Source organism: Aeromonas sp. FDAARGOS 1407 (genome assembly GCF_019048725.1).
GTDB classification, from domain to species: Bacteria; Pseudomonadota; Gammaproteobacteria; order Enterobacterales; family Aeromonadaceae; genus Aeromonas; species Aeromonas enteropelogenes.
The window spans coordinates 1876942-1890030 of sequence record NZ_CP077399.1 but is presented as its reverse complement, the minus strand read 5'-3'; the positions used below and the strand labels follow the sequence as shown (position 1 = coordinate 1890030).

The window sequence follows — 13089 nt, the reverse complement described above, 5'->3', positions numbered from 1 at the left end:
TACACAGGTTCCACCACCCTGACGGCAAGCAAGAAAACGTTCTCATTGCCGTCATACGGGGGGATGAAACGGTATGAGAGCGGCCGTCACGATTATTTGCACTCGGTCATATTTTTGAAACTTGGTGGGAACTTTTAATTGATATTTCGCACCGCGAACGTACTCTTGAGTTGTCCGATAGCCAAGGATCGGAACACAAAAAACACAATTAGTGATGAACAGAGCTGCCCACCGCAGATGTGCCAAGACGTCGCGGCTGCAGACCAGATACAACGTTTTTTTGCCCTTCGGGGTTTTGATTGCAATGCCAATACCGAGCGGTAGGCCTGCTGCCAACTGCCGGAACAAAAAAGCTAAGTCCATAAAATCAGGAGCAATAGAAATGGAAAAAGTGATCTTCAAGCGCGCCGCTTTGAGTGCCGCTGTGGTAGCCGCGCTGGTCGCCCCCGGTATGGCGTTGGCAGCTCAGGACATGATGAGCCCGGAATACGGCAAATCCTATGAGTCCTTCGTCAATGATTCCAAACTGACTGGCGGCCTCTTCTACTTCCAGCGCGAACGTGATCGCATGCAAGCAAAAGATGCCCATTACAATGACAAAGGTGAGTATGTAGCTGCTCAGGATGGCAAATACCACTCCAACCTGAGCCATGCAACTGCCCAAGTTGCTCTGAACTTTAACTCTGGCTATGCCTGGGATGTGGTCGGCATTGACGTGGGTGGCTTTGGCGCCTACGACCTAGCCGTTGACGAGAGCAATGGCGTCAACGAAGAAAACGAATTCTCCTTCTGGGGCGACCAGTGGGGTTCAGGGGGGGATGGCCTTTCCGAGAACGGCTTCAGCCTCTCCACCGCAGCCCTGAAATTCAAGTTTGGTGAGCATGTCACCGCCAAGGGTGGTTATACCCAGCTCTACGTCCCGGGCATCCTCGGCGTCAACTGGTCCTATCAGCCGGGTACTTACCGCGGCGGCCAGATCGAAGGCACCTTCGGCGGCCTCTACCTGACCTACGCCATCGCTGACGAATATAAAGCTCCTTGGTTCAAGACCACTGCTGGCTTCTCCAAGAGCAACCCCTATGCCAGCGATTCCTTCAGCGATGAGAACAAGATCGACTACATCCACGGTCTGGCCGCGCGCTACACCTTCGAGAATGGCACCGCCGTCACCGCTAGCTTCGGTCAGTCCGAAGGCTACATGGACAGCTACCACTTCAAACTGGCTCACAAGTTCGACGTACTGGGTGGCCTGAACACCAGCTACCAGTTCTATGGTTCCGAGACCGACAACAACGATTACGACGGTCTAGCATGGCAACAAGCATTGACCGCCGCCTGGGGCATGGGTCCGTACGGCTTCCGCCTGGAAGGGCTGTGGACCAAGGCCGAGGGCGACCAAGGCAACTACCTGCCCCGTCTGACTCGCGGTTACGGCAACTCCCAGGGCGCCAACGAAATTTGGTGGGATTCCCGTTCTGACTGGAACCACAATGACGAGAAGGCTGTGTTCTTCGGCGTAACCCGTTCCCTGGATGATCTGGTGGGTGCGCCAGGCTGGTCTGTCGGTGTATCCGGTGCTTACGGTTGGGATGCCAACAACGGCGTCAGCTCCCTGGAAGACGGCAAAGAGTGGGCTGCGAATTTCGATGTCAGCTATACCGTGCAGGATGGCAAGCTGAAAGGCACCCTGTTCAAACTGCACTACACCGACTACAACAACGAACAGGATGACAAGGGCAGTTGGTACTACCCAAACATGTTCAGCTCCGAGCGTGACGTCAAGTTCCACATCATCATGCCGTTTACCATCATGTAAGCAGGCAATGATTGTCAGCAAACCGGGCCAGTCGGCCCGGTTTTCTTTTTCCGGCGCTCGGGCTACCATGCGCCTCGACTCCCCTCAGGCTACAAGGAAGGTTCTCATGTCCCGTTTTGTGCTGATCACCGGCTGCTCCAGCGGCATAGGGCTGGCCGCCGCCAAGGCGTTGGGGGAGCACGGTTTCACCGTGATCGCCTCGGCCCGCAAAGCGGAGGATGTGACCCGGTTGCAGCAGGCGGGATTGCTGGCAGTGCAACTTGATCTGGCGAATCCCGCCTCCATTGAGCAGGGGGCTGGCGCTGCGCTGGCATTGGCGGGAGGGCGCCTCTATGGTCTCTTTAACAACGGTGCCTACGGCCAGCCCGGCGCACTGGAAGACTTGCCGACCGAGGCACTGCGCGAGCAGTTCGAAACCAATCTGTTTGGCTGGCACCACCTGATCCGTCAAGTTCTACCCGCCATGCTGGCGGCAAGCGAGGGGCGGATAGTACAAAACAGCTCTGTGCTGGGGCTGGTGGCTATGAAGTATCGCGGCGCCTACAACGCCAGCAAGTTCGCGCTGGAGGGGTACAGCGATACCCTGCGCCTAGAGCTGGTCGGCACCGGCGTGCATATCAGTCTGATCGAGCCAGGGCCCATCGACACCCGTTTTCGCGCCAATGCCCGCTCAGCCTTCCTGCGCCATATCGATCCGGCGCAAAGCCGCCATCAGGCCGCCTACCAGCAGACCCTGAGCCGGCTAGAGCGTGAAGGGGGCGCCCGCGGCTTTACCCTGCCAAGCGAAGCCTGCATCCCGCCGCTGCTGCACGCCCTCACCAGCGAGCGGCCGCGCCATCGTTACCCCGTTACCTTTCCAACCCGGCTGTTTGCGATCTTGCGCCGCCTGTTGCCAAGCCGCTGGCTGGACCGGATCCTCGCCAAATCGGCCTGAACCGGGCAAGCAGGCCATCCAGGCCCTGCCCGACGCCTCCTAGCCGGGGCAAACCGCTGGCACGACGCGCACCGTCGCCTCGATCAGTAGTGCTCGCCGTTGCTGTAGTAGGCGCTTTTCACCATGGGGATCACCTGCACCACCACATAGGTCTGCTCCCCCAATGCTGCCTTCAGATGGCGGGTGATGAGCCCGGCGGCCTCGTCCTGCATCGCTTGTGGTCGCTCGAACCAGTGCAACTCGACGAAGGGTGAGCCCGTCTCCACCGCGCCATTGCGCACCTGACAGCTGTCGATCAGCTCCATGGTGACAAACTCCGGCTTGCCGCCGGTCAGGGTGCAGAGCTCGGCCAGCAGCGGACCACTGATCTGCTGCAGAGTGTCGAGGGAAATGGCGCGAAAACGAAGATGGGGCATGGCAAACCTCTTGGTTATCTGAATGGAGGTCTTATCATAGGGTTTATAGTCATGAAGAGAAGCCACCCTACACACATAAGGCGCCCCATGAAATTTCACCGCACACTGTTTTCCTTCCTGCTCTGCCTGCTGTTGCCGCTGACGGCCTTTGCCGATCCCGCTTTCTACCGGGTCAGCAAGGGTGATGAGCAGCACTGGCTGATGGGCTCCATTCATGCGGGCAAGCCCACGCTCTATCCGTTGCCCGAGCCCGTCGAACGCGCCTGGCAGCAGAGTCGCGCCCTGGTGATGGAAGTCGACATGAACAGCATCAGCCAGGAGCAGTGGCAGGGGATGGCCTCTCTCACCCAGCTCAACGATGGCAAGAGCCTCAAGGAGTACCTACCTGCCGAGCTCTACCAGCGCACCCTGATGGCGGGGGCCCGCTACGGTCTGGATGAGGCGACCCTCTCGCCACTGCGCCCCTGGTTTGCCGCCATTACCCTCACCCAGGCGGCCATGGCCAAAACCGGCTTTGACAGCCAACTCGGCATCGATCAGCACTTTGCCGGATTGGCCGCCAAAGAGGGCAAACCCGTCGTAGGCTTCGAAACCCTGCTGGAACAGCTTGGTTATCTCGCCAGCGTGGGTGACAACCAGACCCTGATGCTGGCCAGCACCCTGGACGAGCTGCCCATGCTGGAGAATGCCTTCACCGCCGTGATGAAGGCGTGGCAACAGGGGGACGAAGCCACCCTCATCAATCTGCTCAAGGAGGAGATGGCTCCCCCCGCCCTGCAGAGCTGGATGGAGCAGACCCTGCTGGCGGAGCGCAACCGCAACTGGCTGAAAAAATGGCCGAGCCTGCCGAATGAAAGCTTCATCGTGGTAGGCGCCCTGCATCTTTACGGCGAACAGGGGCTGCTGGCCCAGCTGGAGCAACAAGGGTGGCGCATCACCCCGCTGACCCAGCCAACCATGACGCAAGGAGCCCAGTGAGAACGATCACAAATCGGCGTGGATGTTTAATAACCATCCACTGAGTTGATCGGGATCATCTCCCTACGGATAAAGAGGTATTTATCATGCCTGTCATCAATCGGGTGACAGGAGCAATAAAATGGATTTTTGGCTGGATCTGATGTTTGGCAACAGCGTGGGGCTGATGTCCATGCTGGTGGTGATCGGTACCTTCTTGCTGATCAGCTCTTATGCGGCCTACTTCATCTACAAGGTGATGAAGTCGCAGCCGCCCAAGGGAGAGCAGCAGCCCCATCACAACGAGTCGTAACAACCCAGGGCGGCCGGCCCCGTCTGACCGCCTGTCCCGTTTTCCGTCCCGCTTCTCGCCGCTATAATGGCTCCCACTTTTTCTGATGGGGAGCCTGCCGTGTCTCATAACGACGAACTCTCGCTATTTCTGAATGAAGTGGCCGATGTCAGGCCCATTCGCAGCGATCATATCCATCCCCAAGTGGGCAAACCCACCCCGACCGAAGCCCAGTTGGCCCGCCGCCAGGCCGCCACTGCACAGCAGCTCGAGCTCGATCACCTCACCATGGAGGCGATCGAGATGCGCGATCCCCACGAGATCGTCGGCTTCAAGCGCGACGGCGTACAGGAGGGGGTCTACAAGAAACTGCGGCTCGGCAAATACGAGTTGCAGGCGAGCCTGGATCTGCACCAGAAGACCCTCAACGAGGCGCGCCAGGCTCTGGTGCAATTTGTTCAAGATTGCGAGCAGCGGGACATCCGCTGCCTGCTGATCCTGCACGGCAAGGGGGAGCGCAGCACGCCACGCGCGCTGCTCAAAAGCTATGTGAGCGCCTGGCTGCCGCAGTTGCCGGCAGTGATGGCCATCCACAGCGCCGAACGTCGTCACGGCGGCAGCGGCGCCCTCTATGTGCTGCTGCGAAAGAGCGAGCGCAAGAAGGTGGAAAATCGCGAACGTCACCAGAAGCGTCTCGGCTGACCCGGCCAACCGACAAACATGGCGCAGGGCGTCATGGCAGTGATAGCATCGAGCGACCCCGATCATGCCAGGTACGGGGTGTATAGCATCAGGGACGATAACAAGGACAATCCCATGTCATATCAAAAACTTGAACAACATCAGCAACAGCTGCACCGCTTCTCCCACCTCTCGGCCATCTGCGGCTGGGATCAGGCCGCCATGATGCCGGAAGGGGGCAATGAGGCCCGCGCCGAGGCCATGGCAGAGCTCGGTCTGCTGATCCACCACAAGCGTACCGCTCCCGAGCTCGGCAACTGGATTGCCAAGGCTGAAACGGAAGCGCTGGATGAAGTGCAGCGCGCCAACTTGCGCGAGATCAAGCGCCAGTGGCAGGACGCCAGCCTCTTGCCCGGCGAGCTGGTGGAGGCGCTGTCGCTGGCCGGCAGCAAGTGCGAACACGCCTGGCGCAGCCAGCGCAAAAACAACGACTGGGCCGGTTTTGCCCCTAATCTCGCAGAAGTCGTGAAACTGTCGCGGGAGGTCGCCTCCTTGCGTGCAGAGGCCCTCGGCGTGCGCCCTTACGACGCCATACTGGCGCTCTACGAGCCCGGCATGACCAGCGCCCGGCTCGACGAGATCTTCGGCGATCTCGCCAGCTGGCTCCCCTCCCTCATCCAGCAAGTGAGCGAGCAGCAAAAGAGCGAAACCATCCTGATCCCGCAAGGCCCCTTCCCCATCGCCAGCCAGCAGGCGCTCGGCCAGGAGGTAATGGGACTGCTCGGTTTCGATTTTGCCCACGGCCGCCTCGATGTGAGCAACCACCCGTTCTGCGGTGGGGTGCCGACCGATGTGCGCATCACCACCCGCTACAACGAGCAGGAGTTTGTCTCCAGCCTGATGGGCATAGTGCACGAGACCGGTCACGCTCGTTACGAGCAGGGGCTGCCGCGCCACTTGTTGGGCCAGCCGGTGGCCGAGGCGCGCTCCATGGGCATTCACGAGAGCCAGAGCCTGTTTTGCGAGATGCAGCTGGGCCATGATCCCGCCTTCCTCGCGCTCCTGGCGCCACGCATTCGCACCCACTTCGGCGAGCAGCCGGCCTTTGCACCGGCCAATCTGGCCAAGCTCTATAACCGGGTCGAGCCCGGCTTTATCCGGGTCGATGCGGACGAGGTGACCTATCCGGCTCACGTGATCCTGCGCTACGAGCTGGAGCGCGACCTGATGGAAGGTCGCATTGAGGTGGCGGACATCCCCGAGCTGTGGGATGCCAAGATGCAGCAGTGGCTGGGCCTCTCTACCAAGGGCAACTACCAGAACGGCTGCATGCAGGACATTCACTGGACCGACGGCTCGTTCGGCTACTTCCCGAGCTACACGCTCGGCGCCATGTATGCGGCACAATTGCGTTTCGCGCTGGAGAAGGAGCTGGGCAACATGAGCAACCTTCTTGAGGCGGGCCGTCTGCCGGAGATCTTCGCCTGGCTCGGCCGCCACATCTGGTCCCAGGGGAGCCTTCATGACACAGACGAGCTGGTGCGCCGCGCCACCGGCGAAGCGCTGAACCCGCACTGGCTGCGCCAGCATCTGGAACTGCGCTATCTGAAGTGATGGCCTGACACTGTGACATAAAAAAACGGGGCAGCCTGGCTGCCCCGTTTTTTTATCGCACGCCTGGCGGATTCAGTGTGACTCGGGGGCCCCGAGAAACTCCCGCAACTGCAGGATGTTGCCTTCCGGATCAAAGGCATTACGCAACACAAAGCCGGGGCCTGACCACTGCTGCGGCAACAGGCCACCGCCGAGATCGGCTGCTTTTGCCTCCGCCCAGGCGAGACTCGGCACGGTAAAGAACAGCTTGATGGCACTACGCTCTCTCAGCTCGGGGGGCTGGGTGACCACGACCTGGCCTACATAGGGTTCCGGGATAGTGTGGAGCAGCAGCTGGAAATCGCCGTTCTCCAGCACCACCAGCTGCTCATCCTGGCTGAGAAGATCCATCTGCAACAAGGTGCGATAAAAGTGGGTCAGCAAACCAAGATCTTTGGCATAGATCAGGGCGCCGGCACGGGCAGGACCAGGCATGGGCAATCCTCCTTGTGTGTCAGGATCCCAGCTTGTCACAGTTGCCGGCCCGGTTCGACCTTTTCGTTGAAGCCGGTGCGGATGCCTTGTTGCTAGTGCACAAAATGCCACTGCTTCAGCGCCAGCACGGGGGCAGGCCCAAGTTCCGCGCCAAGATCCGCCAGTCCGAGCGCCTCGTCATAGTGCACGCCGCCAGCGCCGCTCTCGTTCAGATATTTGGCGCGCACCGCGCCATACAGCCCGCCACTGCCGCTGATGCTCATCTCGGTCAGAGGAGCATAGAGAGCGGCATAGAGCGGCGTGTTGCCCGACAGTTTGACCCCGTCCTTACCGCTGTAGGCCGAATAGAGGGAGATGGCCGGGGTGCCCCCTGTGGTGAGCCCCTGTTTGGCTGCGCTCACCTCGGCCCCCGCCCCCAACTCGACCTTGCCGCCGACGATCAGGGTCAGACTGCTACCCTCGGCCACCGTCAACTTGTTGCTGCCGCTCATGGTGAAATCCCGGTCAATTACCAGCACCACGTCTCCCTGGATGGTCAGCGCCGCATCGGCTCCCATGTTGAGGCTATCCAGCCGGTAGAGGGTCTGCTCCTTGCCAAACAGCTCCCCTTTGCCCGGGAAGGGCAACGCCGGCTTGTGCTGGTTGGTGCTGGAGACTGAGCCGGTGGCGGGACTCTCGGTCAGTACCATCTGCTGGGTCGACCCCAGCGTCAGGGCACCATTGATGGGCAGGTTGGCGAACTGGGGAGAGCCGGCGAGCGCCGTCACGTTGAGGGGATCACACACCTGACCCGCCACTGGCGGCAGCTTGGGATGCTGGCGATATTGGGGCTCCAGATACTTCTGGTTCGCCGCGTCGTTGAACGTGCCCATCCCGCCATAGTTGAGCTGGCCGCTGTCGATGCTGGTGCCCCACCCCATGGCCACGTTGCCGTTCATCGCCACCGAACCGGTTATCCGTCCTCCCTGCAGGGTGAGGTTGCCGCCCCCCTGCAGGTTGCCATCCACCCGCACTATCTTGTCGGAGGACGGGGAGATGGTGATATCGCCCCCCGCGGCCAGGCTGCCGGAGACCGGAGACGAGCCATTGAGGGTAACCGAGCCGGTCGCCCGCACATCGCCCCAGATGGGCGAGTGGCCATCGAGCACCACGTTGGCCTGGTCGCTGACCGTCGCCACGCTGGCATTCTGGTTGATATTGCTGCCACCATAGCTGCCCTTACGCGAATCATAACTGTCGATAAGCCCACTACCGGAGAGGCTGAGCCCCTCGCAGGCGACCACCGAATCCTGGAAGATCAGGTTACCGAGCTGGCGCCTGAGGGAAAACAGGGCATTGAGGCCGGCGCTCCCCTCCAGAAAATGGCCACTGCTATAGAGCGCCAGGGTGTCAGCCACCGCCTGCGCCGGTTTGTCGATTTGATAGTGGCTGCCATCCTGTACCCCGTTACCCCGCTCGGGTATGGCCCGGATCAGCGCGGCCCACTCGCTGCGTGGCGTCTCCTCCAGGGTGGTTCGCAAGGCTCGGTAACTCTCGTTCATCCCCTGCTCGGCACTGAGCTGGGCATTGATCTTCTTGTGAAAATTGCCGCTGAGCCGGGTCTGTATCTGGTTGTCCTGGATGCTGGTCAGCACCAGCAGGCTCGAGAGCAGGCTGAGCACCAGCACTACCAGCAACACGGCCCCCCGCTGTCGTTGCAATCCCTTGTTCATCCCGCTCCTCCTGCGGCCTGACCAGCCAGTGCGGCATCCCAGATGGCCTTGCGTCGCGCCACCTGTACCGTCACCCCCGGAGCCAGATAGGCTGGCAAGCCTTCCGGCAGAATGCGGATGGTGACCAGCGCCCCTTGCTCGCCAAATTCCAGCTCCTTGAGCCCGGTCACCAACAGACGAGCCCCTTCGCCGTCGTCACAACTGAGCACGGGCGGCGTGAACCGGTACTGCTCGGTAAAGTCTGCGGTCTTGCGATTGCCAAGGCAGGAGAGCACCTCGGCCCCCCCTTCCACTCTGAATCCCAGCGTCAGCCGATCCGGGGTGACGGAGATCAGTCGATCCGCCTGCTTGATGCTGCTGGTGAAGGTGAGGGTGGCAAAGCGCAACACCTCGCTCGCCTGCTCCAGCGCCTTGCTCTGGGCCACGGTGCGTTTGATGGGGGCATAGCCGGCAAAGACCGCCAGCATCAGCAGCAGGCCGAGTACCATGGCGATCATCAGCTCCACCAGGCTGACCCCGCGCTGTCTGTGCATGGTGTTCAACATAGGGGTGGGAATCCGGCATTCAACGCCACCTGCCTGGCACCGGAGACCCGTTCATCATTCCACTCTATGGTCACCACGAGGTTGTCGCTGTAGCGTGCAGGCAGCAGCAGGCGCTGCCCCGGCTGCAGGGCAAAGCGGGCGAGATAGTCAGCATCGGAGAAACGCTCAGGCGTGCGCTGTACTTCACACAGAGTGCCCCAAATCTGCTCCACGCCGTTGCTCGCCGCTATGGTGGCCAGAGTCGTCTGCAGGCTGTAGTGCGCCTGCTTGAGCGACACCACCTGCCCCTTAGCCAGCCCGAGAAATACCATCACCGCGAGCACCATGGAAACCATGATCTCCACCAGATTGAACCCCTGCTGACGCCCCATGGCGCCGGGTTGCCAGTTCATCACGAACAGCTCCCGTGCAGCAGCTGGCCACTCGGGGCGATGCAGAGCACGCGCTGCTCGCCGAGGCGATTGGCCAGGGTGATCTCGGCCTGCGCGCTGCTGCCGGTCGGCGCTATGGTGATGGGAGCAAACGGCGAGATGCTCACGCCTCCGCCGGGAGCGGCAGCCTGCCTGAGCAGCTTGCTGTCTGCCGTTACCTCCCAGCCCCCGTTCTGCGTGCCTTGCAGCACCACGGGCAGCGTCAGCTTCACCGCCTCACTGCGTGCGAAACGATAGGCGGAGGCGAGCTCCCCGGTGGAGCGCTCCAGCCGCTCGGCGGCGAGTCGTTCGCTCAGGGAGGGAATACCGACCATCAGCAGGATGGCTGCGATCACCACTGCCACCATCAATTCGATCAGGGTAAAGCCTCGTATCCTCATCTCATGACCCCCAGCAATCACTGCGCGCGGCGGCGCGATATCCGGTGTGATCCAGCGTCAAGGTGCCGCAACTGTCCTTTTGCAGACGAGTCGGTGTCGCCTTGAGCAGATAGGTGTACTGCGCCAGCTGGCTGTAGCTGAACTGATAAAAATCGGAGTTCGCAGGGAGCGTGAATTGCACGGGATAGCGGCCCTGCTCAGTGAAGATGCGCTCGAGTGCAAGCGCCTGCTCCATCATCAATTGCTGCGCTTCATAGCGCCGCCCTTTCTCCAGATAGTTGCGATAGGTGGGCAGCGCGATGGCGGCGAGGATGCTGACTATCGTCATGGTGATCAGCAGTTCGGTCAAGCTGAAGCCCCGGACACGGGCTCCTTCAGAAAGATATTTCACTTATCGTCCTTGGCAAGTGGTTATTGTTTTATATCAGTAAGTTAGCTGCGCATTGACAATACTTAATAATCAAAGAGAAAAAACTATTTAGATTGGACAGTATCGAGTCCCACCAGGCAATGACTATTTGATGAATATGTGATCGGTTATTAATTTTTACGCAAATGAATCCGATTGTACGTGCCACTCATGTCGAGGGGCTCATGCGTGCTTTTTTCCTATCCCTGTCCGTTTCTGGCTAGTCACTGCCCCCTCGCCCCCTTACTCTCTCATCATGTCTCCCGTACCGAGCCGCCATGTCATGACCCAGTCACCCAGCCACGACCATCTGCAGGAAGAGACGCTCCACGGCCTCAGCCGAGAGCAATGTCACGCCGCGCGACTTGCCCGCGATGCACGCTTCGATGGCCGCTTCTTTACCGGTGTCATCTCCACCGGCATCTACTGCCGCCCCGTCTGTCCGGCCAGGCCGCCGCACGAACACAATGTGCGCTACTTCCCAAGTGCCGCTGCCGCCGAACAATATGGCTTGCGCCCGTGCCTGCGCTGTCGCCCCGAGCTCGCCCCCGCAGCCCGCGGCGATCTGCCCCATGCGCTCGCCCGCTTGCTCGCACGGATCGAGCGTGGTGAGCTGGCGGATGGCTCGCTCGCCGCACTTGCCGAACAAGCCGGCATCAGTGAGCGCACGCTGCGCCGCGAATTCAGGCAGCACATCGGCGCGTCGCCAAAACAGGTGGAGCAGACGCGTCGCCTGCTGCTCGCAAAACGGCTGCTGACGGAAACGCAACTCTCCATCACGGACATCGCATTTGCCGCGGGCTTTTCGAGCATTCGCCGCTTCAACGACGCCTGGCTGCAGGCGTATGGCCTGGCGCCACGCACCCTGCGCCAGCAAGAGGGCCAGGGTGAGCAGGCTAACAACAAACTGCCGGATGATCGCGGTGCAACGCTGACGTTGCAGCTGCCGTATCGGCCCCCGTTTGATGTGGCGGCCATGCTCGCTTTCTACCGGCTGCGGGCGATCCCCGGGCTGGAGCGGGTGGATGATGAGGTGTATGAGCGACGCCATAGTGTCGGCGATCAGAGTGGTCTGGTGCGCATCACACAAGGCAAGGGGCACAGCCTGACGCTCACCGTGCAGGATCTGCCACCCGCGGCGCTCCCTGATCTCCTGTATCGCGTGCGCCGGATGTGGGATCTCGATGCCGACATGCAGCGCATCGGCGAGCAACTCGGACAAGATCCGCTGCTGGCGCGCCTGCAGGCGCGCTGGCCTGGTGTGAGGCTACCCGGCGGTTGGGATGAGTACGAGGTGATGCTGCGCGCCATCGTCGGCCAGCAGGTATCGGTCAAAGGCGCCATCACCATACTGGGACGGTTGGTGACGCGTACCGGGGCGCAATTCGGAGTAGCTCAGCTGCCCACGCCAGCCCAGTTGTGCGAGCTTGATCTCGATGGCATCGGCATGCCCGGCAGCCGCATTCGCACGCTGCAGGGACTGGCCACCGCCATCGCGAGCGGTGAACTCTCCCTCGTCAGTGCCAGCGACGAGCAACTGCTGGCACTGCCTGGCATAGGCCCCTGGACGGTCGCCTATTGGCGACTGCGCTGCGGGCTGGACACAGACGCCTTCCCTGCCTCCGATCTGGTGCTGCAAAAAGCACTGGGAGGCGGCATCAAATTGCCGGTGAAAGAGGTCGTGGCGCAAAGCGAGGCGTGGCAACCGTGGCGAGCGTACGCCGCCAGCTGGCTGTGGCACGCCATGAGTGAAGCGCCGGCGCAGCTGATTGACCCAGCGCACCCGGGCGAAAACACTGGAAACAACGAACACAAGGAGATAACCCCATGATCCACTACGATATTCTGCCAACCCACTGCGGCGATCTGTTGATCGCCATCAACGAGCGCGGCCTGGTGCACGTGGACTTTGTAGCAGGCCTGCGAGCGCTGCCCGATATGAGCGGTTGGCAGCAAGATGGCGAGGCGCTCGCCCCCTATCTTGCCGAATTCGAGGCCTATTTTGCCGGTCGCCTGCAGCGCTTTACCCTGCCGCTCGCCGCCAGCGGTACCGAGTTTCAGCAAGCTGCATGGCAAGCGTTGTGCGACATTCCCTACGGCGAGACCCGCAGCTACGGCGATATCGCTCGCGCCATTGGCAAACCAAATGCGATGCGGGCAGTGGGCGCGGCCAACGGTCGCAATCCGCTCTCGATTATCGTCCCCTGCCATCGGGTGATCGGCCAGAATGGCAGCCTGACCGGCTATGCGGGAGGATTGGAGATTAAAAAAGCCTTGCTGCAACTGGAAAATATTAAGGTTAAATAGCGTGATATCTAGCTAACCATAGACCCTGTCTATCATAAATAGATATCTACTTTACATTTACGATTTCATGCAAGTCCCTGAAATAGGTATAGTTGTAGATCCATATTTATTGAGGAGATAT

General features: G+C 60.8%; 16 protein-coding genes. 8 read left to right on the top strand and 8 right to left on the bottom strand.

What is annotated here, in order from left to right; genetic code table 11:
* Positions 1–51: 51 nt before the first annotated feature.
* Positions 52–402, bottom strand: coding sequence for a hypothetical protein (locus tag I6L37_RS09135; RefSeq protein ID WP_216993835.1), 351 nt, complete (start codon positions 400–402; stop codon positions 52–54).
* Between I6L37_RS09135 and I6L37_RS09130 the strand changes: the two genes are divergently transcribed.
* Positions 383–1816, top strand: coding sequence for an OprD family outer membrane porin (locus I6L37_RS09130; protein ID WP_216993834.1), 1434 nt, complete (start codon positions 383–385; stop codon positions 1814–1816). The two genes, I6L37_RS09135 and I6L37_RS09130, sit on opposite strands and share 20 nt — an antisense overlap.
* A gap of 106 nt (positions 1817–1922) precedes the next feature.
* Positions 1923–2750: an SDR family oxidoreductase gene (locus I6L37_RS09125; RefSeq protein WP_216993833.1), complete on the top strand. Its 828-nt coding sequence runs from the start codon at positions 1923–1925 to the stop codon at positions 2748–2750.
* Between the two features lie 83 nt (positions 2751–2833).
* On the opposite strand, the gene I6L37_RS09120 is transcribed toward I6L37_RS09125, so the two are convergent.
* The gene (locus I6L37_RS09120; protein WP_216993832.1) at positions 2834–3166 is read right to left on the bottom strand and encodes a DUF1904 family protein; all 333 of its coding nucleotides are present in this window, start codon (positions 3164–3166) and stop codon (positions 2834–2836) included.
* 87 nt (positions 3167–3253) lie between these two features.
* Between I6L37_RS09120 and I6L37_RS09115 the strand changes: the two genes are divergently transcribed.
* From I6L37_RS09115 to I6L37_RS09100, 4 genes are all read left to right on the top strand, one after another.
* Positions 3254–4144, top strand: coding sequence for a TraB/GumN family protein (locus tag I6L37_RS09115; RefSeq protein WP_216993831.1), 891 nt, complete (start codon positions 3254–3256; stop codon positions 4142–4144).
* A 121-nt stretch (positions 4145–4265) separates the two neighbouring features.
* Positions 4266–4436: a DUF3149 domain-containing protein gene (locus tag I6L37_RS09110; protein WP_082037553.1), complete on the top strand. Its 171-nt coding sequence runs from the start codon at positions 4266–4268 to the stop codon at positions 4434–4436.
* Between the two features lie 99 nt (positions 4437–4535).
* Entirely contained in the window at positions 4536–5117 is a 582-nt protein-coding gene (gene smrA, locus I6L37_RS09105) for a DNA endonuclease SmrA (RefSeq protein ID WP_216993830.1), read from the top strand.
* 114 nt (positions 5118–5231) lie between these two features.
* On the top strand, positions 5232–6710 hold the full coding sequence (locus I6L37_RS09100; protein ID WP_216993829.1) for a carboxypeptidase M32: 1479 nt from the start codon (positions 5232–5234) through the stop codon (positions 6708–6710).
* 72 nt (positions 6711–6782) lie between these two features.
* Here I6L37_RS09100 and I6L37_RS09095 read toward each other — a convergent pair whose 3' ends face one another.
* From I6L37_RS09095 to I6L37_RS09070, 6 genes are all read right to left on the bottom strand, one after another.
* Entirely contained in the window at positions 6783–7184 is a 402-nt protein-coding gene (locus tag I6L37_RS09095) for a VOC family protein (RefSeq protein ID WP_216993828.1), read from the bottom strand.
* Between the two features lie 92 nt (positions 7185–7276).
* A complete protein-coding gene (locus I6L37_RS09090) occupies positions 7277–8896 on the bottom strand; it encodes a polymer-forming cytoskeletal protein (protein WP_216993827.1) in 1620 nt (539 codons plus the stop codon).
* Positions 8893–9441, bottom strand: a complete 549-nt coding sequence (locus tag I6L37_RS09085; protein WP_216993826.1) for a PilW family protein — start codon at positions 9439–9441, stop codon at positions 8893–8895. Before I6L37_RS09085 ends, I6L37_RS09090 begins: the two co-directional genes overlap by 4 nt.
* Positions 9435–9833, bottom strand: a complete 399-nt coding sequence (locus I6L37_RS09080; protein WP_216994143.1) for a prepilin-type N-terminal cleavage/methylation domain-containing protein — start codon at positions 9831–9833, stop codon at positions 9435–9437. Before I6L37_RS09080 ends, I6L37_RS09085 begins: the two co-directional genes overlap by 7 nt.
* Complete coding sequence (locus tag I6L37_RS09075) at positions 9833–10252, bottom strand: GspH/FimT family pseudopilin (protein WP_201940711.1); 420 nt, start codon at positions 10250–10252, stop codon at positions 9833–9835. Before I6L37_RS09075 ends, I6L37_RS09080 begins: the two co-directional genes overlap by 1 nt.
* Before the next feature lies 1 nt (position 10253).
* Entirely contained in the window at positions 10254–10643 is a 390-nt protein-coding gene (locus tag I6L37_RS09070; protein ID WP_254203557.1) for a type IV pilin protein, read from the bottom strand.
* A 274-nt stretch (positions 10644–10917) separates the two neighbouring features.
* Here I6L37_RS09070 and I6L37_RS09065 point away from each other — a divergent pair, with 274 nt between their 5' ends.
* Both I6L37_RS09065 and I6L37_RS09060 read left to right on the top strand, forming a co-directional pair.
* Complete coding sequence (locus I6L37_RS09065; protein WP_216993825.1) at positions 10918–12492, top strand: AlkA N-terminal domain-containing protein; 1575 nt, start codon at positions 10918–10920, stop codon at positions 12490–12492.
* Positions 12489–12968 (top strand): methylated-DNA--[protein]-cysteine S-methyltransferase, encoded by a 480-nt coding sequence (locus I6L37_RS09060; RefSeq protein WP_216993824.1) that lies wholly within the window; start codon positions 12489–12491, stop codon positions 12966–12968. The genes I6L37_RS09065 and I6L37_RS09060 overlap by 4 nt, the downstream gene beginning before the upstream one ends.
* Positions 12969–13089 lie beyond the last annotated feature (121 nt).